18 protein-coding genes are annotated in these 24,274 nt (G+C 72.0%); 9 read left to right on the top strand and 9 right to left on the bottom strand.

The window, feature by feature from the left end; translation table 11 throughout:
- Nucleotides 1-328: 328 nt before the first annotated feature.
- Together ABT367_RS16175 and ABT367_RS16170 are read left to right on the top strand one after the other, a co-directional pair.
- On the top strand, nt 329-2,530 hold the full coding sequence (locus ABT367_RS16175; protein ID WP_352253724.1) for an MMPL family transporter: 2,202 nt from the start codon (nt 329-331) through the stop codon (nt 2,528-2,530).
- An 83-nt stretch (nt 2,531-2,613) separates the two neighbouring features.
- Nucleotides 2,614-3,978 carry an MFS transporter gene (locus ABT367_RS16170; protein ID WP_352253722.1) on the top strand — a complete coding sequence of 455 codons (1,365 nt, stop codon included), beginning with the start codon at nt 2,614-2,616 and terminating at the stop codon, nt 3,976-3,978.
- On the opposite strand, the gene ABT367_RS16165 is transcribed toward ABT367_RS16170, so the two are convergent.
- From ABT367_RS16165 to ABT367_RS16145, 5 genes are read right to left on the bottom strand one after another with little or no spacing between them, the layout of a single operon-like run.
- Nucleotides 3,956-4,840 (bottom strand): tyrosine-protein phosphatase, encoded by an 885-nt coding sequence (locus tag ABT367_RS16165; RefSeq protein WP_352253720.1) that lies wholly within the window; start codon nt 4,838-4,840, stop codon nt 3,956-3,958. The two genes, ABT367_RS16170 and ABT367_RS16165, sit on opposite strands and share 23 nt — an antisense overlap.
- 28 nt (nt 4,841-4,868) lie before the next feature.
- Nucleotides 4,869-5,966, bottom strand: coding sequence for an NAD(P)H-dependent flavin oxidoreductase (locus ABT367_RS16160; RefSeq protein ID WP_352253731.1), 1,098 nt, complete (start codon nt 5,964-5,966; stop codon nt 4,869-4,871).
- A gap of 14 nt (nt 5,967-5,980) precedes the next feature.
- Entirely contained in the window at nt 5,981-6,715 is a 735-nt protein-coding gene (locus ABT367_RS16155) for a CoA-transferase subunit beta (RefSeq protein ID WP_352253730.1), read from the bottom strand.
- A gap of 5 nt (nt 6,716-6,720) precedes the next feature.
- Complete coding sequence (locus ABT367_RS16150) at nt 6,721-7,569, bottom strand: CoA transferase subunit A (RefSeq protein ID WP_352253718.1); 849 nt, start codon at nt 7,567-7,569, stop codon at nt 6,721-6,723.
- On the bottom strand, nt 7,566-8,321 hold the full coding sequence (locus tag ABT367_RS16145; RefSeq protein ID WP_352253716.1) for an enoyl-CoA hydratase family protein: 756 nt from the start codon (nt 8,319-8,321) through the stop codon (nt 7,566-7,568). The genes ABT367_RS16150 and ABT367_RS16145 overlap by 4 nt, the downstream gene beginning before the upstream one ends.
- Before the next feature lie 56 nt (nt 8,322-8,377).
- On the opposite strand from ABT367_RS16145, the gene ABT367_RS16140 reads away from it, so the two are divergent.
- The 4 genes from ABT367_RS16140 (at nt 8,378) to ABT367_RS16125 (ending at nt 14,210) form a co-directional block, all read left to right on the top strand.
- The gene (locus ABT367_RS16140; RefSeq protein WP_352253714.1) at nt 8,378-9,142 is read left to right on the top strand and encodes an SDR family oxidoreductase; all 765 of its coding nucleotides are present in this window, start codon (nt 8,378-8,380) and stop codon (nt 9,140-9,142) included.
- A 1-nt stretch (nt 9,143) separates the two neighbouring features.
- Nucleotides 9,144-10,070 (top strand): SDR family oxidoreductase, encoded by a 927-nt coding sequence (locus ABT367_RS16135; protein ID WP_352253712.1) that lies wholly within the window; start codon nt 9,144-9,146, stop codon nt 10,068-10,070.
- Nucleotides 10,071-10,237: 167 nt separating this feature from the next.
- Nucleotides 10,238-13,027, top strand: a complete 2,790-nt coding sequence (locus tag ABT367_RS16130) for a helix-turn-helix transcriptional regulator (protein WP_352253710.1) — start codon at nt 10,238-10,240, stop codon at nt 13,025-13,027.
- 130 nt (nt 13,028-13,157) lie between these two features.
- Nucleotides 13,158-14,210: a hypothetical protein gene (locus tag ABT367_RS16125; protein ID WP_352253708.1), complete on the top strand. Its 1,053-nt coding sequence runs from the start codon at nt 13,158-13,160 to the stop codon at nt 14,208-14,210.
- A gap of 102 nt (nt 14,211-14,312) precedes the next feature.
- Here ABT367_RS16125 and ABT367_RS16120 read toward each other — a convergent pair whose 3' ends face one another.
- From ABT367_RS16120 to ABT367_RS16105, 4 genes are all read right to left on the bottom strand, one after another.
- On the bottom strand, nt 14,313-15,845 hold the full coding sequence (locus tag ABT367_RS16120) for a PH domain-containing protein (protein ID WP_352253706.1): 1,533 nt from the start codon (nt 15,843-15,845) through the stop codon (nt 14,313-14,315).
- A 99-nt stretch (nt 15,846-15,944) separates the two neighbouring features.
- The gene (locus tag ABT367_RS16115; RefSeq protein WP_352253704.1) at nt 15,945-16,280 is read right to left on the bottom strand and encodes a YnfA family protein; all 336 of its coding nucleotides are present in this window, start codon (nt 16,278-16,280) and stop codon (nt 15,945-15,947) included.
- A gap of 35 nt (nt 16,281-16,315) precedes the next feature.
- Nucleotides 16,316-17,887, bottom strand: coding sequence for an ankyrin repeat domain-containing protein (locus tag ABT367_RS16110; protein ID WP_352253702.1), 1,572 nt, complete (start codon nt 17,885-17,887; stop codon nt 16,316-16,318).
- Between the two features lie 93 nt (nt 17,888-17,980).
- On the bottom strand, nt 17,981-18,868 hold the full coding sequence (locus ABT367_RS16105) for a hypothetical protein (RefSeq protein WP_352253700.1): 888 nt from the start codon (nt 18,866-18,868) through the stop codon (nt 17,981-17,983).
- Nucleotides 18,869-19,137: 269 nt separating this feature from the next.
- Here ABT367_RS16105 and ABT367_RS16100 point away from each other — a divergent pair, with 269 nt between their 5' ends.
- The 3 genes from ABT367_RS16100 (at nt 19,138) to ABT367_RS16090 (ending at nt 24,220) form a co-directional block, all read left to right on the top strand.
- The gene (locus ABT367_RS16100) at nt 19,138-19,797 is read left to right on the top strand and encodes a response regulator transcription factor (protein WP_352253698.1); all 660 of its coding nucleotides are present in this window, start codon (nt 19,138-19,140) and stop codon (nt 19,795-19,797) included.
- Complete coding sequence (locus ABT367_RS16095) at nt 19,758-20,960, top strand: sensor histidine kinase (RefSeq protein ID WP_352253697.1); 1,203 nt, start codon at nt 19,758-19,760, stop codon at nt 20,958-20,960. Before ABT367_RS16100 ends, ABT367_RS16095 begins: the two co-directional genes overlap by 40 nt.
- Nucleotides 20,961-21,121: 161 nt before the next feature.
- Nucleotides 21,122-24,220 (top strand): endo-alpha-N-acetylgalactosaminidase family protein, encoded by a 3,099-nt coding sequence (locus tag ABT367_RS16090; RefSeq protein WP_352253695.1) that lies wholly within the window; start codon nt 21,122-21,124, stop codon nt 24,218-24,220.
- Nucleotides 24,221-24,274 lie beyond the last annotated feature (54 nt).

Below are 24,274 nucleotides of genomic sequence, written 5' to 3'. Positions count from 1 at the left end.
GACCTTGGCCAGCGTCGTACCGCCGATCCCCGAGCCGTCGTTGATCCCTGTCAGGGCCTTCAGGCGGTACGGCATCGCCGGGGCGAAGGACTCGACGCGGCAGTCGTGGCCGCCCTGTCGTTCGCGCAGCAGGACTCCGGACATCGCTCCCCCTGGTCGCCGGGTGTCGCCGGTCTCCGAGTCTCAACTCCCGGCAGGCACCGAACAGTTCCCGACTCTCCAGGGGTCCATCGCGCGGATCTTCCAGCGGTTCTGGAAGCGGTGCGGTCGAAGGTGGGGCCGACCGTTCCCGTATCCACGGGGCCCGCTCCCGTACAGGAGACCTGCCGTGCAACCTCGCGATCCCCTCGCCCGCCTGGGGTCCGCCCTCGCCCGCCGTCCGCGCCGCGCACTGTGGGCGAGTGTCGTCCTCGCCCTGTTCGCCCTCGTCCTGGCTGCCGGCACCATGGACAGGCTGGTCCTCAGCCGCTTCGAGAGCCCCGGCTCGGAGTCGGTCCGGACGCGAGCGGTCCTGGAGAAGGAGTTCGGCACGGGCACGCCGTCGGTGCTCCTGATGGTCACCGCCAAGGAAGGCACCGTGGACACTCCCGCGGTCGCCGAGGCCGGACGGGAGCTGGAGAAGGAGCTGGCCAGGCAGGGCGGGGTGGCAGAGACCGCCTCGTATTGGAGCCGCGGCAACTCGCCCGTGATGCGCGCCGAGGACGCCCGGCAGGCGCTGGTGATCGCCCGGATGGCGGGCACGGTCACGGAGGCGCGGGCGGAACTGGCCGAGTTCTCACCGGAGTTCACCCGGGACGGCGAGCTCGTCGAAGTCCGGGTCGGTGGCGGCGACGAGGTGTTCAGACAGGCCGCCGAGCAGGCCCGTGCGGACTTCCTGCGGGCCGAGTTGATCGTGATCCCGCTGGTGCTCCTGCTGCTCTTCGCCCTCTACCGCCGCTTCTCGGCGGCCGCGCTCACCCTGGGCATGGGGCTCTTCTCGGTCATCGGGACGCTGGCGCTGCTGCGGATCGTCACTCTCTTCACCGATGTCTCGACCTTCGCGGCCAACCTCACGCTCGTCATGGGTATCGGACTCGGCGTCGACTACAGCCTGTTCGTCATCAACCGGTTCCGTGAGGCGCTGGCTTCCGGCGCCGAAGTGCCCGAAGCCGTACGGGAGTCGGTGACGCGCGCCGGGCGCACGGTCGCCTTCAGCGGACTGACCGTGGTCGTGTCCCTGGCCTGCCTGCTGCTCTTTCCGTTCCCGTTCCTGCGCTCCTTCGCGTACGCGGGCATCGGCACCGTGCTGACCTCGGTCTTCGCCGCGCTGGTGATCCTGCCCGCCGCACTCGCCCGTCTCGGCCACCGGATCGCCCGGCGCAAGGTTCCCCGGGCCGGCGGGTGGTGGCGGCGGACGGCGCTGCGGATGATGAAACGCCCTGTCCTGTACGGGGTTTCGGCGCTTGCCGTGCTGCTCACCGTCTCCGCACCCGCGCTCGGCCTGACCTTCGGCACCCCCGACGAGCGGGTGCTGCCCCCGTCGGCCTCCAGCCGGGTCGTCCAGCAGGACATCCGGGACAACTTCGCCGCCGAGGAGATGGACGCGATCCAGATACTCGACGCGGGTGCCGTACCGGGTGCGATCGAGGAGCGTGCGCTCGCACTCTCCCGTATCCCCGAAGTGCGCCAGGTCGACGCGCTCACCGGCTCGTACGCCGAGGGCCGCAGGATCCGAGAACCGGGCGCCTGGTCGGAACGCTTCGAGGGAGGGCAGGGCACCTGGTACTCGGTGATCGCCACGCACGACGGTCTCGAGCGCGAGGTCGACCGGGTGCTCGCCGACATCCGTACGACGGTCGGTGAGGACGCGCGCCTCGGCGGCTATCCGGCCGAACTGGCCGACTTCCGTGCTGAGTTGACGGACCGGCTGCCGCTGGTCCTCGGTCTGATCCTCGCCGTGACCTTCCTCATCCTCTTCCTGATGACCGGCAGTGTGCTGCTGCCCGTGAAGGCGATGGTGCTCAACGCACTGAGCCTGGCGGTGATGTTCGGCACGCTGGTGTGGATCTTCCAGGACGGCCATCTGTCCGGCCTGCTGGGCTTCACGGCCACCGGCAGTATCGAACCGTCCATCCCGATCCTGATGTTCTGCACGGCGTTCGGGCTCTCCATGGACTACGAGGTGTTCCTGCTCTCCCGTATCAAGGAGGAGTACGACCGGACCGGCGACACCACCGCGGCGGTTGCGCTGGGCCTGGAACGCAGCGGCCCGCTGATCACCTCAGCGGCCGTGATCCTGGCGGCATCCTTCGCCACGTACGCCTCGTCGGGGGTCGTCTTCCTGAAGATGCTGGCGGTCGGCATGGTGGTGGTGATCCTGGTCGACGCGACCCTGATCCGGGTGGTGCTCGTCCCGGTGTTCATGCGGCTTGCGGGCCGGGCCAACTGGTGGGCGCCGGCGTGGATGCGGGCCGCGCACGTCCGCTTCGGCCTCACGGAGTCCCGTCCGGAGCCGGAGCGGCCCCGCGCGCCAGCTCCGGTCGAGGTGTGACCCCCGCCAAACTCTCTTGACGTCAAGATTTCTCGGTGTGAGACTGCCGTGGTGTCTTGATGTCGAGATAAATCGGGGGAGATGTGCGGCGTTCGGGCAACGGCACCGGGCTGATCGGGCAGTTGAGGCGGCCGCCCGGTGGGCGGGATGCGCGGCTGATGCTGTTCGGGCAGTTCGTCGACCGTACGGGGACCGGAGTGTGGGCCGCCTCGTCCGTTCTGTACTTCACCGTGGTCACGGGGCTCGACGCCGCGCGGATCGGACTGCTGATCGGGATCGCCGGCGTCGCGGGGATCGTCGGATCGCCGCTCGCCGGGCGGCTCGCGATGACCTTCCCCGTACGCACGTTGCTGATCGCGTGCCATCTGCTGCGGATCGTGACCGTCGGGCTGCTTCTCGCCCTGGACAGCTTCGCCGCGCTGCTGCCCGTCGTGGCCGCCACCTTCGCCGGTGACCGGGCCGCGAAGACCCTGGAGATGGTGTTCGCGACCGAGGTGGCGGGGGAGCGGCGGGGCACGTATCAGGCGCTGTTCCGTACGGTCGCGAACGCCGGATACGCGCTGGGTGCCGGGATCGCGGCGATCGGTCTCGCGTTCGGGGCGTACCGGGCGCTGATTCTCGCGAACGCGCTGTCGTTCCTCGTGGCCGCGGTGCTGGTGCGGTGCACCCGGCGGCGCACGCCGGCCGGGCTCGCCGAAACGGCTGTGGAGCAAGGGGGTTCGCATGGCGGGCGAGGTCCCTGGCGCGACCGCGGGTACCTGCGATTCGCCTTGCTCGACATCCCGTTGAACCTCGACGACACGATCCTGATGGTGGGCCTGCCGCTGTGGCTGGTGACCTGCACGGACGCGCCGCATCTGCTGGTTCCGGTGTTCCTCGTGGTCAACACGGTGATGGTGGTGCTCCTGCAACTTCCCTTCTCCGCACGCTTCGACGGGCCCCAGGGCGCGGTGCGGGCCCTGCGCGGTTACGGCTTCGCGGTCGCGGCGGGCTGCGGGCTGCTCGCGCTGTCCGCCCAGGCCCCGGCGCTGTGGGCCGGAGTGCTGCTCGTCGTCACGGCCGTGGTGGTCACGGTCGCGGAGCTGCTGCGGTCCGTCAGCTCCTGGGAGCTCGCCGTCTCCCTCGCCCCCGTGACCGAACGCGCCGCCTACCTGGGTGTGGCGGGTATGTCCCAGTCCGTGCAGAAGTCCGCGGGCCCACCGCTCATCACCGGTGCGGTGATGGCGGCGGGCCCGCTCGGCTGGCTGGCGCTCGGCGGGGTGCTGGCCGGGCTGTCCGCCGTGCAAATGCGGGGCAGCGAGCGGCGGTTGAAGGTGATGACGCCCGCGCCCACGGAGCAGGCGGCCGTGGCGCAGCCCGCACCCACGGAGCAGGCGGCCGGCTTGGATCCGGCCGTCGCGACCGCGGGTCGCGAGAGGGACCGGGTCAGTCCACCAGCCGCCCCCTGAGGGCCGCGATCACCCCCCAGTTCAGCCCGAGCCCTTCCCGTACGTACCCTGTGAGCCCGCCGAAGTCCGCCTGCGCCTGTGCCAGTGCGGCCTCCAGATAGTCCGGCCGCACCTCCTGGACCGGGATCAGCAGATCCGGGTTCTGCATCAGGCCCAGCGCCCGGATCCCCTCGCGCGTACGGCGGTCGGCCTCGGCGCGGTACGTGTTGGACAGGAGGTAGTCCTCGGAGGCGGTCGTCGCGGGCACGCCCACAAGGCGCAGGAGCAGGTAACTCGTCCAGCCCGTACGGTCCTTGCCCGAGGTGCAGTGGTAGAGGACCGGGCCGCGCGCCCGGGCCAGATCACGCAGGGTGTCGGCGAACCGGTCGCGGTTGGTGGCATCCGTGACGAACGCCCGGTAGATCGTGCGCATCAGCTCCGCGCCCCGGTCGCCGCCGAGGGCGGCCTCCTGGCGTACCGGATCGCGGGAGCCGATGATCCCCAGGAGCTGGGCGTACAGGCCGAGGTCGCTCACCGGGCGGGCCACCGCGGTCACCCCCGCCGGCAGCCGGTCCGCGCCGTTCTGCTGGATCTCGAACGGGACCCGGAAGTCGATCGCCCGGTCAAGACGCAGCCCGGCGAGCGTGGTCACGTCCGCGTCCGTCAGCTTGCCGAGTTCGTCGGCGCGGTAGACGCGGCCGTGCCGGAACCGTTCGCCGTCGTAGGTGCGGTAGCCGCCCAGATCGCGGACGTTGACCGCGCCCTGGAGGGGGATGTGGCGTACGGATCCCGGCTGTTGGCGGGCCCTCGCAGGCGGCGCCGTGAGAGTGAGGGCGGCCGTGGCGGCGGTGGTGCTCAGCAGTGCGCGTCTCGTCAAGGGCATGACGCTCCTCCCTTACGGAGAAGAGGGATCACCCTGGTGTCGGCAGGGTGCCTTGCGCTTGCGCTGGTGCGGCTGGACGTGACTGCGTTTGCAGTCGCATGAGGACCGCGTCGGCCTCCGCCAGCACGCGGTCCACCAGCTCCTTGCAGGAGGGCAGGTCCTCGATCACTCCGGCGACCTGCCCCGACGCCATGACGCCGAGGTCCGTGCGGCCCTCGACCATGGACGCTTTGAGGAGCATGGGGGTGTTGGCGGCGAGCAGCACCTGGCTCCAGGTCAGCTCCTTGCCGTGCTTCATCGCGAGTCCCTCGCGGACCATCTGCGGCCAGCTGAGCCCGGACAGCTTGCGGAAGGCCGCCGCATGGCGCACCGCGCGGGCGAGGGTTCGGGTGCGGCCCGCGTTCTCCAGCGAGGTCACCAGATCGGTGCGGAGCATGCGGTGGGGGAGCCCGTCCACGGCCTTGGTGACCGTGACGTCCTTGACGGTCGCGGCGAGATAGCGGGCTTTGACCGCTTCCGGGACGGTCGAGTCCGAGGTGAGCAGAAAGCGTGTCCCCATCGCGATACCGGCCGCCCCGTACGCGAGCGCGGCCACCAGACCCCGCCCGTCGTGGAAACCGCCCGCCGCCACGACCGGGATGTCCACGGCGTCCACCACCTGCGGCAGCAGCACGGTGGTCGCCACGTCCCCGGTGTGCCCGCCGCCCTCACCGCCCTGCACGATCACCGCGTCCGCACCCCACGCCGCGACCTTCTCGGCATGCCGCCGCGCCCCGATCGACGGGACGACGACCACCCCCGCCTCCTTGAGCTCGGCGATCAGCTCCTTGGACGGCGCGAGCGCGAAGGACGCGACCTTCACGCCCTCGTCGATGATGATCCGCACCCGGTCGCCCGCGTCCCCGGCGTCCGCGCGCAGGTTCACCCCGAACGGCTCCGACGTACGGGACTTGACCTCCCGTACCGCCGTGCGCAGTTGGTCGACCGTCATCGTCGCGGAGGCCAGGATGCCGAGCGCGCCCGCGTTCGCCGTGGCCGACACCAGACGGGGGCCCGCCACCCAGCCCATCCCGGTCTGGACGATGGGGTGGCGGACACCGACGAGGCGGGTGAGAGCCGTCTGCAGAGATGTGACAGCCATTACGCGGGCACCTCGCGGTCCCGCAGCGCGCGCGGGTCGATGACCTCGCGGATCAACTCCAGCTCGTGCGCGGAAGGTTCACGCGTCCGCGGTACGTCCTCGGGGACGACCAGCGCGAACCCGGTGGCCTCGGCCACCTCGTCCACCGTGACCCCGGGGTGCAGGGACGCCAGGCGCATCGCGTGGTCGGGGGTCTCGAAGTCGAAGACCCCCAGGTTGGTGACCACGCGCGGGAGGCGGTGGTAGCGCGTCGCGCTCGGGCCCGCCTCGGCGGCCCGCCGGTAGCCGACGCCGGACACCATGTCGACGTGCTCGACGAAGACCCGCTTGGAGTGCTTGGGGATCCAGTAACTCGTCGGATTGTTGAGCGTGTTGACCGGTGCGCCGCGCACCCCGAGGAGCTGGCGCTTGGGCCGCTCCCAGTCGCCGATGCAGGAGATGTTCTGGTTGCCGTAGCGGTCGATCTGGCTCGCGCCCATCATCACGTGCCGCTTGCCACCCGTGACCATGGCGAGGTGCTGGCGGTACGGCAGCCAGCCCTCCACCGTCCCGTCCAGGTCGACGAGCATCGCCTCGCCGTCGGTCAGGAGCAGGTCGGGAGCGAAGGTGCGCTTGGCCAGGCGCGCGCCGAAACCGGGGATCAGCCCCATGGGGCTGGCGAGCACTTCGCCGTTGTCACGCCAGGCCTCGGCGCAGGCGATCACGCAGTATTCGGCGCGCGTCACATCCGTCATGGTCGTCACTTCTGCTCCTCGTGCCAGGCCTCCACGGCCGACTGGTAGGCGGCCTCGTCCCCGGCGAGGAAGCGCTCGGCGAACTCGGCGTACGGTGTGGTCGCGTACAGCTTCTGGAAGGGCTCGTCGCGTCCGTAGTCGGGCGCGCAGGTCGTGAAGTGCGCGCCGTTCGGCGTCTCGATCACCCCGGCCACGCTGTGCCGCTTCACCAGGAGCGTCTGCGGTGCGGACTCCTTGGTGAGCTCGGCCGTCTCCACGATCCGCTCGCAGGAGACGTACGCGGCGTCGGCGGCCTCGCAGAACAGGTCGTCGAAGTACGGGTCCGGGCCCAGATACTGGCCGTTGCCCAGCCGGTCGGCGCGGTTGAGGTGGACGAAGGCCGCGTCCAGCTCGAGCGCCGGCATCGCGACGAAGGTCTCACCGTCCGCGTACGGTGAAGTCACGGTCCGCAGCGCCGGGTTGACACGCATGACGTCCGAGCCGATCCCGGCCCGCACCGGCAGGAACGGCAACCGGTTCACAGCCGCGTGCAGTCCCCACATGAACATCGCCTCGTCGACCTCCATCACCTCGAAGGCCCCGCTCTCGCGCGCGGCGCGGAAGTGCGGTTCGAGGGGGATGGAGTCGAGCGTGGTGAACGGTGTGACCAGCTTGCGGATCCGGCCGGCCGCGGCGAGCAGGCCCACGTCGGGGCCGCCGTACGAGACCACCGTCAGATCGGTGACCTCGGACCGCAGCAGGGCGCGGACAAGCGCCATCGGCTTGCGGCGCGAACCCCAGCCGCCGATGCCGAGGGTCATCCCGCTCTCCAGGCGGCCGATCACGGCCTCGACGGTCATGGTCTTGTCGGTCACTTGTCTCCCCCTCCATTGGAGCCGAAGGTGTCCCGTACGCGGTCGGCCACCCCGCTGAGGTTGGCCTCGAAGGTGAAGCCCTGCTCGAAGCGGTAGCTGCGGTGGACGTCCACCGGGTCGATGCCGTTGATCGCGGCCTTCGCGAGCCGCAGCAGATAGCCGTCCTTCTGTGCGATCTCACGCGCCAAGTCGAGTGCTTCGTCCAGGAGTTGCTCGCGCGGCACCACCTTCCAGACCGAGCCGTGCTGGTACAGCTCGGCGGCGGTCGCGGTGCGCGAGGTGTAGTACAGGGCGCGCATCAGATGCTGCGGCACCAGGCGCGACAGGTGGGTGGCGGCGCCGAGCGCGCCGCGGTCGAGCTCCGGCAGACCGAAGGTCGCGTCCTCGCTGGCCACGATGGCGTCCGCGTTGCCGACGAGCCCGATCCCGCCGCCCAGACAGAACCCGTGCACCGCGGCGATGACCGGCACCTCGCAGTCGTACACCGCCGAAAACGCGGCGGCGCAGCCGCGGTTGGCGCCGATGAGCGCGCCGTGCCCGGAGTCGCGCTGCATCTCCTTGATGTCGACGCCCGCGTTGAAGCCCCGGCCCGCGGAGTTGAGGACCACGACCCGGGTCCCGGGATCGCGTCCCGCCGCGAGCAGCGCGTCGGCCAGGTCGTACCAACCCTGTACGGGCAGGGCGTTGACGGGCGGGAAGTCGACTGTGACCAGTGCGATGCCCTTGTCCGGGCTCGAGGTGGAGACACCCATGTGAGGATCAGCTACCTTTCCACCAAACATTTGTTAGGTGGGGAAGGTAGCAGCGAATGGAGATGGATGGGAGGGTCGCGGTCGTCACGGGCGGCACCCGTGGCGTCGGCGCCGGAATCGCCCGGGCCTTTCTCGCGGCCGGTGCTCAGGTGGTGATCTGCGCCCGCAGACCGCCCGACGCACCGGTCGAAGAGGCGGGCCGCAAGGCGGAGTTCGTGGCCGCGGATCTGCGGGACCCGGCCGCCGTCGAGGCGATGTTCGCCGAAGTGTCCGGCAGATACGGCCGGTTGGACGTGCTGGTCAACAACGCCGGAGGCACGCCGTACCGCTTGCTCGCCGAGAGCGAGGCGGCCCGCCACGCACGCGTCGTCGAACTCAACCTGACCGTCCCGATGGCCGTCTCCGTCGCGGCGTACCCCCTGCTGCGGGAGAGCCGCGGCTCGGTCGTGATGATCGGCAGCGTCAGCGGCCAGCGGCCCTCGCCGGGCAGTGCGGCGTACGGGGCGGCGAAGGCGGGCCTGGCGAATCTGGCCGCGTCGATGGCGGTGGAGTGGGCGCCCGAGGTACGCGTGAACACGCTGGTGCTCGGGATGGTGCGCACCGAACTCAGCGAACTGCACTACGGGGACGAGGCCGGGGTGGCGGCGGTCGCGGCGACCGTACCGCTGGGGCGGCTCGCGGAACCCTCGGATGTGGGAGAGGCGGCGGTGTTCCTGGCCTCCTCGCGCGCCGCGTATGTCAGCGGGGCGAGTCTGCTGCTGCACGGGGGCGGGGAGCGGCCCGCCTTTCTGGACGCTGCGAATGCCAACAAGGAGAGTTGATATGCCGGTTGAGACAACGGGTCTGTGTGCGGAGCGCGTGGTCGTCGTGACGGGAGCGGGCCGCGGCCTCGGCCGGGCGCACGCCCTGGCCTTCGCCGCGGAGGGCGCGCGGGTGGTCGTCAACGACCTCGGCGTCGGCCTCGACGGAACGGCCGCAGGGGCGGACAGCCCCGCCGCCCGCGTGGTCGCCGAGATCGAGGCGGCGGGAGGCTCGGCGGTCGCGCACGGCGGCGACATGGCGACGTCCGAGGGGGCGTCTTCGCTGATCCGTACGGCCCTCGAAGCGTACGGCCGCGTGGACACCTTGGTGAACAACGCGGGCTTCCTGCGGGACCGGATGCTGGTCAACCTCGACGAGGACGACTGGGACGCGGTGATGCGGGTGCATCTCAAGGGCCACTTCCTGCCGCTGAAGCACGCGGCGGCCTGGTGGCGTGCGGAGGCCAAGGCGGGCCGCACGGTCGCCGCCCGGGTCGTCAACACCAGCTCAGGGGCTGGTCTGTTGGGTTCCGTCGGCCAGGGCAACTACTCCGCCGCGAAGGCCGGCATCCTCGGCCTGACCTCGGTGGCCGCCGCCGAGATGGGCCGCTACGGCGTCCAGGTCAACGCGATCGCCCCGGCGGCGCGCACCCGTATGACGGAGGAGACCTTCGCCGCGACCATGGCCGCCCCGGGAGAGGGGGACTTCGACGCGATGGCCCCCGAGAACGTCTCGCCCCTCGTGGTCTGGCTCGGCTCGTCCGCTTCCGAGGGCGTCACCGGCCGGGTCTTCGAGGTGGAGGCCGGCAAGGTGACGGTCATGGAGGGCTGGCGCCGGGGCCCGTCCGCGGACAAGGGGGCGCGCTGGGCGCCCGCCGAAGTGGGCGATGTGGCACTGAAGTTGCTGGCGTCGGCCGAGGCACCGGGGGCGGTGTACGGAGCTGGGTGAAGGGGGCGGGGAGGGGGAGGAGCGGTGTACGGAGCCCGGTGAGGGCCCCGGGCCGGCCGGTGCGATGTGCACTTCCGGCCCATCGCCTCCCTGGCCGGATGACGCCTGTACCGCCCCGCACCTCCGCGCGAGGATGCGAGCCACGGGCCGTCGCGCGGAGGTGCGGGGTGGACTTCGTAGGACGAAGGACAGCACTCGCCACCCTCGCCCACGCGAGGAGCCTGGCGAGTACGGGCCGCCCGCAGAGCGTGCTCGTGCAGGGCCCCGCCGGTATCGGCAAGACCGCTCTCGTACGGGAGTTCCTGACCACCGTGGACCGGGCCCTGCTCGTCGACGGCGACGAGGCCGAGGCCCAGCTGGCCTTCGGGCTGATCGAGCGGCTGCTCGACGGGCGGCGCACCCGCTGGGTCGACCCGCCGGCGGCGGGCGCCGCGCTCCTGGAGGCGCTCGACGAGGCGCAGGACCACGAGGGCGCCGCAGAGACCCCGGAGCCCGACGAGCGCGCGGTCGCCCCTGACGAGGCCCGGGCCACCGAGAACCCGGAGGCCGGCGCGGCGGACGGGCACGTGGTCGCGCTCGTCGTCGACGACGCCCAGTGGGCGGACCCCGCCTCCTTGCAGGCACTCGCGTTCGCCGTCCGCAGACTCCGCGCCGACCGGGTCCTCACCGTCCTCGTCGTACGCGATATCGACGACGCCCGGCTCCCGGACGGCCTGCGCCGCCTCTTCACCGCCGACACCACGACCCGTATCGACCTGGACGGCCTGGACACCCTGGAACTGCGGGAGTTGACCGGCGGCGGCCTCACCGCACGCGCCGCGACCCGGCTGCGCGCCCACACCGCGGGCAACCCGCTGCACACCCTCGCCCTGCTCGAGCAGGAAGGCCCGGAACTCCTCCTCGCCCTGGAACGCAGCGACACGGCACCCCCCGCGCCGAAGTCCTTCACCGCACTCGTCCTCGCCCGGCTCCGCGCCTGCTCACCGGGCGCCGAGGCGTTGGTCAGCGCGGCCAGTGTGCTCGGCATGCAGTGCACCCTCGACGACGCGGCCGCCCTCGCCGACGGCACACCACCGCGGCCGTGTCCGGCCGAGGCCTCCCAGGCGCTCGAAGAGGCCGTACGGGCCGGGCTCCTGACGGAACGCCCCGGCGATCAACTGATCCGTTTTCCGCACCCCCTGGTCCACGCCGCCGTCTACCACCAGCTCGGCCCGTCCCGCCGCACCACGCTGCATCTGCGCGCCGCCGCCTTGCACACGGCCGATCCCGCGGGCGCCCTGCGGCACCGCGCGGCGGCCGCGACCGGCCCCGACCCGGCCCTTGCCACCGACCTCGCCGCGCTCGGCCGCCGGCTCGCGGCCGAGGGCGCATGGGTCAGCGCCGCGGCCCAACTGGGCGCCGCCGCACGGCTGGTCAAGGACAGGACCGCGTACGAGCGCTACACCCTGGAGGAAGTGGAGTGCCGCATCCTCGCGGGCGATGTACCGGACGTGGCGGAGGCGGCACGCGAGCTCGGTACGTTCGCCGCCACGGGCTGGCGCAGCTATCTGCTCGGCAGGCTCAGCCTGTTCGACATCGACCGGGCCGAGCGGCTGCTCAGGGACGCCTGGCGACAGTGCGACCCGCAGGGCGAACCGGTGCTCGCGGCCCGGATCGCCGGCCAGTTCGCCGCGCTGTACGGGAGCATGGCACGCGGCGCGGAGATGGCGGAGTGGGCCGGGCTCGCCCTGCGCACCGCACCGGACGACACGGCCACCGACATGATCCGCTACCTCGCCCTGATCGGGCGGGCGATGAGCGGCGATGCGGCGGGCGCGCTCGCCGCACTGCCGAAGCTCCCCGACCCCGCGCTCGCCTCGCCCGCCGAGCTCGAGGAACTGCTCGCGCGCGGGGGGCTGCGCGAGATCGCCGGTGACGTACGGGGCGCGGTGGCCGACCTGACCGGTGTGTTCGCGCACTGCCAGGGCCGGGCCGCCTCCTTCCGGGTGCTGACCGCCACCGCGCTCGCCTCGGCCGAGTACCGCGCGGGCCGCTGGGACGACGCCCTGGTGCACTGCGAGTTCGCGCTGACCCTGGCCGCGGACACCGATCAGCCGCACATCGCCCTGTACTGCCGCACCATCGCCGCGCTCCTGCACAGCGCCCGCGGCTCCTTCGCCAAGGCCGCGGCGCACGCCAGGGTCGTCCGCGAGTACGCCGCCTTCGGCCATCTCAACCCGGTCGTGTGGGCGTCCCTCGCCGAAGCGCATCTGGCCCGTGCCCAAGGCCGCCACGAGGAGGTCGCCGCCGCCCTCGACCCGCTGCTCGCGCTCGACGGCCGGGGCGATTTCGCCGAGCCCGGGTCGCTGCCGTGGGCCGATGTACTCGCCGACGCCTGGACGGCCCTCGACGACCACAAGCGCGCCGCGTCCGCCCTTGCGCCCTGCGAGACGGCGGCCGCGCAGCGCGGCCACCACGGTGCGCTGCTGCTTGCCGCCCGCGCCCGTGGCCAACTGGAGGCGGCCCGCGGCGACCCGGGCGCGGCCGAACGCTCCTTCCGGCTCGCCCTGAAGCACGCCGAGCACGTCGAGATCCCCTTCGACCGTGCGCTGCTGCATCTCGCGTACGGGCAGTTCCTGCGCCGTACGGGGCAGCGCAAACGGGCGGGAGCACAGCTCGGCAAGGCCCGCGAGCTGCTCGGACGCCTCGACGCCCGGCCCGATCTGGAGCGCTGCGAACGGGAGTTGGCGGCCTGCGGCCTCCAGCCGGCCGAGCGCCGGGCCAGGGAGTCGGCGCGACTGACACCCCAGGAGCTGGCCGTGGCCCGTCAGGTGGTGCGGGGGCTCACCAACCGGCAGGTGGCACGGGAGCTGGTGATCAGTGTGAAGACCGTCGAGTACCACCTGGGCCGGATCTTCTCCAAGCTGGGCGTGGACTCCCGTACGCGCCTCGCGGCGGTGCTCGCCGCCGAGCAGTAGGAGGCCGCTGCCGCCCACCCCTGGGGATTCCCCTGGGCCGTTCCCCGGGGCGGGCAACTGCCCTGCTCCCTAACGTCGTTGACACCTCCGCGGAATGCCGCGGAGGGAACCGATCGGGGGAGTAGCCGTCATGGCCGACAACAAGGACAGCGTGGTGACCGCGCTGCCGAACGCCAAGTTCAAAGCGGTCACGGACCGTGTCGTACGCGAGATGCAGCTGGCCGCGGAGAAGGTCGCCTGCCACCACGCCGAGCCCACCAAGTACCCGATGCCGACGACGAAGTCGGCCGTGGAGCAGCTGTTCGCGGCGCGGTTCAAGAGCCTGCCGGAAGGGCAGCGCAAGAAGGCGGCCGACAAGGTGGCCGCCGAGCTGAAGAGCCCCGCACGCGCCGGCCGCCTCGGCGACCTCGCGAAGGTCGATCTGCGTTCGCCGGCGTCGGTGGAGGCGCAGGTCAAGGCGCTGCCGTTCCCGGACAAGCTGAAGTTCCCCGCGGACGATCTGCGCAAGATGCCGGGGACCTCCCTGACCGGCGCCGAAGAGAGCGCGCAGCTGGCCGCGGCTTCGGCCGTCGCCTCGCTCAGGCAGCTCGAACTGCGTATCCACAAGGTCCAGTGCCTGGACGAGACCAGCGAACTCGGCAAGGACGAGATCCATCTGGGCGGCACGAGCATCGACGAGAGCGGCGACACGAAAAAGGTCTCGGCGTTCAAGGTGCGCAGCTTCAACACCGGTGACGTGCAGACGTACACGCCGCCGAAGCGGTTCACGTTCTTCTCGCTCACCGAGTCCACGGTGACGTTCCCCAAGTCCTACTTCGTCACCCTCGTGCTCGCCGAGGTCGACTGGGGCGGCCTCGCCGACTTCCTGAACGGGCTGCTCGAGAAGGTCAAGGCGAAGGTCGTCGCGGCGGTCGCGGCCGCCATCGGCGGGGCCATCGGTTCTCCCGGCGGGCCGGTGGGCATCGCCATCGGGATCGCCGTGGGTTACGCCGTCACCCAGATCTTCGAGTTCCTCAAGAACCTTTGGGGCGACGAGGTGTTCAAGCCGATCACCGTCAGCACCGTGATCCCGTCCCTGACCAGCCGCTGGACCGGCCAGGACAACAGCAGCGACCGGTCGGTCGAGTACGCGGGGCACGGGGGCCGCTACCGGCTCACGTACGACTGGCGGATGTTCAACTGATCCGGTGACAAGGCGCCGTCCGTCTGCGGAAGAGACGGGCGGCGCCCACCCGTGCCCGCACGCTCAGCCCCTCGTGCCCTCACGCCCTCAGCCCCCGTGCCCTCACACCGGCACGCTCAGCCCCAACTCCCGCAGCACGAGCGCGAGATCCTTCGGCGAGGCAGCGAGCCGCACCCAGCGCCCTCCGTCGTCGAGCTCGGCGATATGCCAGGCACGGGGCACCGACTCTGCCTCCTCACCACGAGCGCGGCGTATCGCCCGTACGGAAAGGCGCTGCGCCGGGATCTCCTTCGCCGCGAACCGGCCAGGACCCGCATGCGGGACCACCGCGGGCAGCCCGTCGCCCAGCACGATGTGCGTGCCGAAGCCGTGCGGGTTGTACTCGGTCGCGTCCAGGAAGCGGGCCGGCACGAACGTCTCGCCCGTGACCGGAGCCGCCGCGGCCGCCGCTTGCGGGCGGCGGATCCGGGTCGCCCGCCAGGCCCAGGCGAACAGCGCCACCGAAGCCACCGCGCCCGGGACGAGCCACAGGTACGCGGCGCGCGACAGGAAGGAATCCGTCGTCAGCGTATGGGCGTACGGCAGCAGCCAGACGCCCGTGCACAGGAGGGCCACGAGGAACGGCCACACCGACGGCAGGACCTCGTCGGCGGGCAGGCGGCGGCCGCGCCGGCGGATCGCCAGCTGGGCCGCCGGTACACCCGCACCCAGCGCCAACAGCGCCGAGAGCACCGCCACTTCACCGCCCGTGGCGAAGTGCTCGGTCCACCTGTGGTGCTCGCCGGTGATCCGGTAGACGCCGCCGTGCCACAGCGTCAGCGTGACCCGGTCGCCGGGCCGGAAGGCGCGGGCCGTGTCCTCGGGCACCGACTTCCGGTCGAGAGGCCGGTCGTCGGTGAAATACACCCAGCTCTGGCTCCTGCCGGAGTTCGGATTCGTGTGCTCGACGACCGCCCGGACCGTGCTCAGACAGTCGCGCTCGACCTGGCCGGCCGGACAGGCGACAGCCGAGTTCCACGCCCGCAGATGAGCCGACGCGGCCGGTACGAAGGACGCGGCGAGCGCACCGCAGGCGAGCAGTCCCACGCACAGCGCGAGCAGGGCCTTCCAGGAGCGTCCCGCCGTACGGGAGTTGATCACCACGAGATAGTCCGTGGCGGGTGTGCCGTACCGGCGGTGCAGCGCTCGCAGGGACTCGAGCTCGGCGTCGAAGCGTGCCCGGAACCGCGGGTGATCGGCGCCGTAGGGCAGTGGAAGCGTCACCTGGCGGCCGTTGCGCAGCCGCAGCACCACCCGCTGGACCGGGGTCGAGCGATAGACCTTGACCAGCTGCTGGACGTCCGCGAGGTCATCCCATGCGACCGTGCGCCGCCGCAGCCAGGTGGCGATGTGCACGCCGTGCGCGTCGGCGCGCACGGAGATCGTGGCCATCCGCAGCACGTACACGGCGAACAGGACGAACGGCAGCGCGATCAGCGCCGCGGCGTCCGTGGGCTTGAACGGCGCGTCCATGCCGAGCCCCACCACGCGATACGCCCAGGACGCCGTCGCCACCAGCGCGGCGAGCGCGCCGAGGCCGACGAGGATCCACGTACTCACGTGGCGTGGCAGACGGATGACCAGGGCGTCGTTCATGGCAGGAAGTGTCGCCGAGCGGGGCGGCGTGCGCGCCGGGGGGGTACCGGCAGTCTCACCGGCCCGTACATTGCCGGGATCTGCCGTGGCCCGTGCGGCTCACTGCCCCCGCGGCGCGTACATGATCACGGCCATCCCGGCCAGGCAGATCAACGCCCCGAGCACATCGAACCGGTCGGGCCGGTACCCGTCGGCCACCATGCCCCAGACGATCGAACCGGCCACGAAGATCCCGCCGTACGCGGCGAGGATGCGCCCGAAGTCGTCGTCGCTCTGGAAGGTCGCGACCACGCCGTACAGACCGAGCGCGATCACCCCGGCGCCGATCCAGATCCAGCCCTTGTGTTCACGGACGCCCTGCCACACCAGCCAGGCACCCCCGATCTCGAAGAGCGCGGCGACGGCGAACAGGGCGACGGAACGGGCGACGATCACCCGGTCATGCTAGCCAGCGGGGCCGCTCGCGGGACTCAGGTCCCCAGCCGCGGAAACGTCCCCCGCAGCACAGCCCGCGCCCGTTCGTCCCCGACCTCGTCGACCGCCTCGGTCGCCGTGTCGTACGCGGCGCTGCCCGGCTCCTCGTGCGTCAGGAGCCGTGCGAGGGCGTCGACCGCGCGGGGGTCCCCTCGCCGGGCCAGACCGCGCGCCGCCTCGGCGGCCGTCGCGGGATCGTGGTCCTCCAGGAGCGCGGCCAGGCTCTCGCGCACCTCCATGGAGTCGCTGTCGCACCAGGAGAGCGCGATGGCCGCCCGGTTGCGGACCACCGGGTCGGGGTCGTTCGTCAGACGGGCCAGCGTCCGCACGGCCGACTCGTCGGCGTCCGGGCCGAGCGAGTGCAGCGAGGCCGCCGCCGCGGACCGCACCCCGGCGTCCGGGTGCCCGGCGAAGGGCAGCACGGCGGACAGGGCGGAGGGGTCGCCCGGCTCGCTCAGGGCGCGTACGAGGGTGCGCGCGAGCACCGTGGACCCGCCCTCGGAACCGCCCACCGCGGACCCGCCCTCGGTACCGCCCACCGCGGACCCGTCCCCGGTCCTGTCCGCCCGCACCCGTTCCGCGGCGCTCACAAGGAGCGGCAGCACCCGCCCCGCGAAGGCCGGCGCGGTGTGCGCGAGCCGGCCGAGCACCTCCGCCGCGAACGCCCGGCGCAGCGCGGACGCGTCACGGCTGAGGGCGGCCGCCGTCCGATACGTCACCTCGTCGCCGCGCGAGGCGAGTTCGCTCGCGGCCTCGCGCCAGTTCTCGTTGCCGGGGTCCGCGAACGGCAGGGCGCGGTCGAGGAGTTCACCGAACGGCGCGCGCACCCCGAGCTCGTGCTCCAGGACGGTCGCTATCGCGCCGTGCCCCGTCTGCTGCTCGCGCCCGTGGCCGCCGCCGTCGGGCCGCAGCACCTCCACGCTCACCGTGACCCCCGCGTACTCCGGAAAGCGGCGCACGACCACGGCGGCCGGATCGGCCCCGCCGGCCACCTCGCGCCTCAGCTCGGCCTCGATGTCCGTGGCCAGCCACCGCCGCGCCTCGGTCAGCGCCTCGTGCGTGGGCCGCGCGCCATGGAAGAGCAGCGCCCGTACGGTCCCGAACGAGCCGCGCCGTACCGCCGAGACCAGCGGCGGCACCCCGTCGGGCCCCGGCCGCTCGGGGTCCGCGCCGGCCGCGAGCAGGGCCTCGGCGGTGTCGGCGTGGCCCAGCTGCACGGCCCAGGCGAGCGCGGTGAACCCGCCCTGCTCCACCTGGTCCGGCTCGGCGCCCGCGGCGAGCAGCGCCCGTACGACCTCGTGATGCCCCGCACAGGCCGCACCGCACAGCGGCAGATCCGCGCCCGAACTCAGCCGGGTGGGGTCGGCGCCCGCGGCGAGCAGCAGCCGCACAAGGCCCGGACGGTTGTTCATCGCCGCCAGATACAGCAGGCTCTCGCCGTCCTCGTCCACCGCGCCCGGATCGGCGCCGGCGCGCAGCAGACGCACCGCGGCGTTCTCGTCTCCGTCGAACACCGCCGAGAAGAGGGCCGATTCGGTGCTTTGGTCCGTGGCGTGAGGGTTATGCATGGTTCGACTACCTTCACTCGGGAAGGCCGCCGGACGCAAAGTTTTTCCGCCCCTGTTCTCAAGATCACGTATCTGCGGGCAGGCGTCCCGGGCTCATGTGTCGCAGTCCAGGACCGACCCGCACAGCGTGCACCGTGCCCGCACCCGGCCGCGTACCGGCACCCTGATCCGCTGCCGGCAGGTCGGGCAGGGGAACGAGACCCGCAGCGGGTTTCCGGCGTCGAAGGCGTACGGTCCGCCGCACGCCCCGCCCGGACCGTGGTCCTGGGCATAGCGCCGGTCCTTGGCGTAGCGCCTGCGACCCGCCCAGCCGGCGGCCGTCAGCGGCGGCTGCCGCTCGTCCTGGCGGGCCAGCTGCAGACCCTTCGTATACGCCGTGTACGCCTGCGGGCTGGTGAACCAGATCGCCGGGTCCTCACCGAACGTGAGCGCACGTTTGGCGAGCACGTAGCCGAACTCCTCGGGCGTGAGATAGCCGAGCTTCTGCGAACTGGCGCCGTCCTCGCGGAAGGCGTCGAGCAGCAGCCAGCCCGCGCCGAGATAGGTCGTCGCGGTGTCGGTGAGGATCTCGTTGTCGCGGGTGCCGGGGAAGGAGAGGCCGAGGCGGTGCAGGTAGACGTGCATGGCCTCGTGCGCGAGCGCGGCGCCGATATCGCGGCGGTGGGTGCGGAAGCGGTCGTTGAGCTCGATGAAGTACTCGGGTCCCGCGGCCAGTTCGACATTGGCCGCGTGCTCCATCTCGCGGAAGGACACGATCATCCGGGCGTCGGGGAGCCGCAGATGCTGCACCATGACCCGGGCCACCCGCTGGGCGCCCAGGTGGAGATCGTCGACATCGCAGAAGGCCACGTCGGCCGGGGCGACGCTGGTGTCGAAGGAGTGCACGGTGTCGTAGGAGAGCCGCTTGTAGAGCGCGGTGAGCGCCGAGCGCACCGTCTCCAGATGCGGGTAGCCGTGCTCCACGGGTCCGCCGTTCGCCACGCCCGCACCCCCTCGCGTAGGTCGCTTCCCACTGTAAGTCGAGCCGCCGCTGGTTCTTCCGGCCGATCGGGGTCCGCCCGGAGTCGGCCATGTGCCCGAGGCCGCGCGGACCCCGGCGGCGTAGCGTCGTACCTGGCATCGCAGGGCTGGATCAGCGCCGCTCCGGCCCTGCGGCCTCCTTTCGGAGACCCGCCCCCGGTTGCGCACCGCGCAGGGCGCCGGTCCCATGGAAGGCACATGTCAGGAACCCGGCGGGCAGGCGGCGGCATATGGCGATCACGGTGGTCATCGCGGACGACCAGGAGATGGTCCGCACCGGCTTCCGCATGATCCTGGAGAGCCAGTCCGACATCCGGGTCGTCGAGGACGTCGTGGACGGCGAGGCCGCGCTCGAAGCCGTACGGCGGCACGACCCCGATGTGCTTCTGCTCGACATCCGGATGCCCAAGCTCGACGGCCTCGAAGTGACCCGGCGCCTTGCCGCGAGCGGCAGCGAACGCCCCCGGATCGTCATCGTCACCACCTTCGACCTCGACGAATACGTGCACTCCGCGCTGCACGGCGGCGCCAGCGGCTTCCTGCTCAAGGACGCGAGCCCCGCGATGCTCGTCGAAGCGGTCCGCGCCGCGGCCGTCGGCGACTCCCTGGTCTCACCCGCGATCACCGTGCGGCTGCTTCGCGAGATGGCTCCGATCTCCGCACGCCGCGAGGTCCGCGAGCCCGCGGAACCCCTCACCGAACGCGAGATCGAGGTCGTGCACTGTCTGGCCCGCGGGATGACCAACGCCGAGATCGCCTCCGCCCTGTTCGTCTCGCTCTCCACGGTCAAGACCCACCTGGCCAACGTGCAGGCCAAACTCGACGCCCGTAACCGCGTGGAGATCGCCGCATGGGCCTGGGAGAGCGGACTGGCCTCGGGCGAGAAGTGAACGGGCTGCTCGCCTGGTTCGGGCGCAGCCGACTGCGGATCGCGGCCGCCAAGGTGCTCTTCGCCGCGGTGCTCATCGCCCTGGTCGCCTTCGAGGGCGTCGCGCTCGCCCGCCAGCCCACCTACCCGCACGCGCTGGTCGCCTTCTCCGGCGTGTTCGTCTGCCTGTGCGCGGTGCCGTGGACGGGCGTGCTGCTGCCGTGGCGGGCCTGGCCCGCGGCGGCCGTGTCCTGGGCAGTGACGCTGACGCTGTTCGCGGGGGACCACCCGCTGAAGGTCTGGGGCCTGGCCGAGGCCATCGCCCTGCTCATCCTGCTCAGCGCTGTCCTCCAGCGCGCCCCGACCCGGATGGCCGCGGTCCTCGGCCCGCTCCTCGGCCTCGCCGCGATGGCCGCTCCGGTACGGGACGAGCACCCCGGCCGCTTCACCACCCTGTTCGCGGTCCTGACCGTGGTGGTCGCCGCGTACTCCCTGCTCCTTCGCGACCAGTCCGTGCAGCGCACCCGCGATCTGCAGGCCGTACGGTCCGCCGAGCGCATCGAGCTCGCCCGGGAACTGCACGACTTGGTCGCCCACCACGTCACCGGCATCGTCGTGCAGGCGGGCGCCGCTCGCTTCACCGCGGTCTCCGCCGAACAGGCCGCCGCGACCTTCGAGCGCATCGAGAAGGCGGGCGAGGAGGCGCTGGGCGCGATGCGCCGCCTGGTCAAGGTGCTGCGCGAAGGCGCCCCCGAGACCGCGCCGGTCGCGGGCCTCGCCGAACTGCGCGATCTGACCGAACGCTTCTCGCGCACCGGCCCGCCCGCGATCCTCTACGTAGAGCCCGGTCTCGACGAGAACCTGCCCGCCGACCTCGCGGCCGTGGCCCACCGCGTCGTCCGGGAAAGCCTCACGAACATCCGCAAGCACGCGGCCGACGCCACGGCGGTACGCATCGGCCTCCGCATGGTCCCCGCCGGCCTCGAGGTCCGCATCGCCGACGACGGTACGAAGCCCGCGCCCCTGAACGAACAGGCCAGGGGCGGGGGCTTCGGCCTGGCCGGACTGACGGAACGCGTCACGGCGCTCGGCGGGGAGCTGAGCGCGGGGCCCAGCGCCGAGGGCGGCTGGGAGGTGCGGGCGGTGGTGCCGTACGACGGCGGGCGGGGCAACTCGCTTACGTAGGGGAGTGGTTGGCCGGTCCGCCGCGCAGGGAAGCGGTCGGCCGGTCCGATACCGAGGGCAGCGGTTGGTCAGTCCAACACCTGCCCCGCGTTTGTCCATGGGCCCATCAGCCCCGAGCGCCCCAAGGTGACCGGACAAGGCCGGTTCGAGGAGGGTGCACAGTGCAGTCGACAGCGCAGTCCGTGCAGAGCACGCCGTCCGTAGCCCAGGGGCCCAGTCGGCGGGCGGTCGTCGCCGCCGGGGCCGTGGCCGGGGTGGGGGCGGCGCTCGGGGTGCCCCAGCTCGCGGCCGCCGCGGCCCAGGGCGAAGTGGTGGTGAGCTCGGGGGAGTTGGCGGTCACCGTGGACGCGGCCTTCCCTCGGATCGTGCGGTACGAGGACCGCGGCACAGGCGCCGTGCTCCACGGCCAGTACGAACCCGTCACCGAGGTGCGGATCGACGGGACGGCGCGCACCCCGGAGGTCACGTCCACGCCCGGGGCCGACCGGATCACGTACACCCTGGCCTTCGACGGCGGCACCGAGATCGACGTCCGGATCGAGGTCGACGGGTGGCAGGTGGACTGGCGGGTCACGGCGGTACGGGACACCGAAGCGCTGCGCGTGGGCACGCTCGAGCTCCCGGGTCTCGCCTTCCTCGCCGTACGCAGTGATCAGCCGGGCGCCGCGCTGCTGGGCGCACGCATCCAGCTGGACAAGGCGAAGAGCGGGGACACGCTCGTGCGGCCCACCGCGGACACGCCCGCCGAGGCGCCCGTCGGCTGCGCGTACGCGGTGGTCGCGCACGACCGGCTTGGCGGGGCCGTGGAGACCAACACCGTCTACGACAAGCCCGATTCGGCCGCCGGAACCACCTGGGAGAACGGGCGGCTGTGGCGCAGCACCGTACGCAAGGACGGGTATGTCGAGGCGCGCCTGACGTGCGGGCAGTGGACGCACCGCGCCGCGACGGCGCCGGTGGACGCCACCGAGCCGCTGCCGTACGCCACCGTGATCGTCACCCGGGACCGCAACGGGGACGGCAAGGCCGACTGGCAGGACGCGGCGATCGCGTTCCGGGACGTCATGGTCACCCCGCTCGGCGCGGACCAGCAGCATCTGCGGGTGGTGCCGCATATCCCGTTCAACTTCGCCTCGCAGGCCACCAATCCGTTCCTCGCGACCCTCGACCACGTCAAGCGGATCTCACTCGCCACGGACGGGCTGCGCCAGTACACGCTGCTCAAGGGCTACCAGTCCGAGGGCCACGACTCCGCGCACCCCGACTACGCCGGGAACTACAACAAGCGCGCAGGTGGCCTCGACGACCTCAACACCCTGGTCAGGGAAGGCAGGAAGTGGCACTCCGAGTTCGGTGTGCATGTGAACGCCACCGAGTCGTACCCCGTCGCCAACGCCTTCTCCGAGACGCTCGTCGACAAGGCGAACGAGCAGTGGGACTGGCTCGACCAGAGCTACCGGATCGACCAGCGCCGCGACCTCGTGTCCGGGGACATCATCAAGCGCTTCGCCGATCTGCGCGCGGACGCCGACCCGGCCCTGAACATGCTCTACATCGACGTGTTCCGCGAGTCCGGCTGGACCTCCGACCGCCTCCAGCGCGCGCTGCGCGACCAGGGCTGGCTCGTGACCACCGAATGGGGACACGGCCTGGAACGGTCCGCGCTCTGGGCGCACTGGGCCACCGAGACCGACTACGGCCCGGACACCTCGCGCGGCATCAACTCCCAGCTGATCCGCTTCATCCGCAACCACCACAAGGACGTCTTCGCCGACAAGTGGCCGACCCTGCTCGGCATTCCGCGCACCGGCAACTTCGAGGGCTGGGTCGGCAAGACCGATTGGCAGACGTTCTACGACCTGATCTGGACCGAGTCGCTGCCCGCCAAGTACCTCCAGGCGTGCCCGATCAAGACCTGGGGCGAGCACCGCATCACCTTCTTCGGGCCGACCGCGACCAGCGTGAGCGACGAGGGCGGCAAGCGGGTCATCACCACGGACGGGCGCGTGGTCTACGACGGCGGGCGCTATCTGCTGCCGTGGGAGCCGCGCAAGGCCACCGACCCGGCGAAGCTCTACCACTACGCGCCGAAGGCCGGCTCCAGCACCTGGCAGCTGCCGCGCGGCTGGGCGGGCCTCGGCAAGGTCGTGGTCTACCGGCTCACGGACCAGGGACGCGTGTACGTGGAGGACGTACCGGTCCGCTCAGGAAGGGTCACCCTGCGGGCGGCCGCCGGACAGCCGTACGTGATCTACCGTGAGCGCGTCCGTGCGCAGGCCGACCCCGACTGGGGCCAGGCCACCCCGCTGCACGACCCCGGCTTCAACTCCGGCTCCCTGCGCGGCTGGACGGTCTCCGGACCCGCATCCGTCGAGCTCAGCGCACTCGGCGACTACGAGCTGGTGATCGGCGCGGGCGGCGCTGCGGCCGTGGGCCAGCGGGTGCAGCGCCTCGCACCCGGCACATACGCCGCCTCCGTGCAGGTAGAGGTGGGGGAGAAGGCCGGCGAGACCCGCAAGGCCACCTTGGAGGTACGCACCGCCGACGGCCTCACCGCCGCCAACTGGACCAGCACCTCCACCGCCGGCAACTACGTGGCCGCCGACCGCAAGCACGGCACCCGCTTCCAGCGGATGTTCACCTGGTTCACGGTCCCGGAGGGCGGCGGGCCCGTCGACCTGACGCTGCGGGCGGAGGCCGGCAAGGCGCGGGTGCGGTTCGACAACGTACGGATCGTGCGCGGCACCCGCTCCGTACGCGAAGGGACCCTGGCCTTCGAGGACTTCGAGCACGTACCGCAGGGCTGGGGCCCGTTCGTGAAGGGCGACTCGGGCGGCGCCACCGACCCGCGCACCCATATCGCCCAGCGGCACGCCCCGTTCACCCAGCGCGGCTGGAACGGGAAGGCGATCGACGACGTCATCGACGGCACCGAGTCGCTCAAGTCCCGCGGCGAGAACGACGGCCTGGTCTACCGGACCGTCCCGCACACGGTGCGCTTCGCCGCCGGCAGGCGCTACCGGGTGACCTTCCGGTACGAGAACGAGACGGCCGGCCAGTACGCCTGGATCACCGCGGTGGACGCCCCGGCGGCCCGCGAGCTGACCCGCGCCGACCTGCCGGTCGCGACCGAACCCACCGAGTTCACCTACGAGTTCACCGCCCCGTCCGACGGCGAGGCCTGGGTCGGCCTGCGCAAGGTCGGGAGCGACGGGGTCGCGGAGTTCGTGCTGGATTCGTTCGAGGTGCGGGAGGTGTAGGAACGCGCAAAGGGGGCGGGTCCGCATCGGGCCCGCCCCCCCTGTCGCTTACGG

This window comes from Streptomyces mesophilus (assembly GCF_040300965.1).
In the GTDB taxonomy this organism is placed as follows: Bacteria; Actinomycetota; Actinomycetes; order Streptomycetales; family Streptomycetaceae; genus Streptomyces; species Streptomyces mesophilus_A.
Note: the sequence above shows the minus strand (reverse complement) of the source record. Positions and strands in the feature narration are given on the sequence as shown.

Coding starts and splice junctions, on each gene's coding strand:
- ABT367_RS16125 (WP_352253708.1), top strand. CDS start 13,158: ATGGCCGACAACAAGGACAGCGTGGTGACCGCGCTGCCGAACGCCAAG.
- ABT367_RS16120 (WP_352253706.1), bottom strand. CDS start 15,845: ATGAACGACGCCCTGGTCATCCGTCTGCCACGCCACGTGAGTACGTGG.
- ABT367_RS16155 (WP_352253730.1), bottom strand. CDS start 6,715: ATGACGGATGTGACGCGCGCCGAATACTGCGTGATCGCCTGCGCCGAG.
- ABT367_RS16145 (WP_352253716.1), bottom strand. CDS start 8,321: ATGGGTGTCTCCACCTCGAGCCCGGACAAGGGCATCGCACTGGTCACA.
- ABT367_RS16140 (WP_352253714.1), top strand. CDS start 8,378: ATGGAGATGGATGGGAGGGTCGCGGTCGTCACGGGCGGCACCCGTGGC.
- ABT367_RS16165 (WP_352253720.1), bottom strand. CDS start 4,840: ATGCCCTTGACGAGACGCGCACTGCTGAGCACCACCGCCGCCACGGCC.
- ABT367_RS16100 (WP_352253698.1), top strand. CDS start 19,138: ATGGCGATCACGGTGGTCATCGCGGACGACCAGGAGATGGTCCGCACC.
- ABT367_RS16135 (WP_352253712.1), top strand. CDS start 9,144: ATGCCGGTTGAGACAACGGGTCTGTGTGCGGAGCGCGTGGTCGTCGTG.
- ABT367_RS16110 (WP_352253702.1), bottom strand. CDS start 17,887: ATGCATAACCCTCACGCCACGGACCAAAGCACCGAATCGGCCCTCTTC.
- ABT367_RS16095 (WP_352253697.1), top strand. CDS start 19,758: ATGGGCCTGGGAGAGCGGACTGGCCTCGGGCGAGAAGTGAACGGGCTG.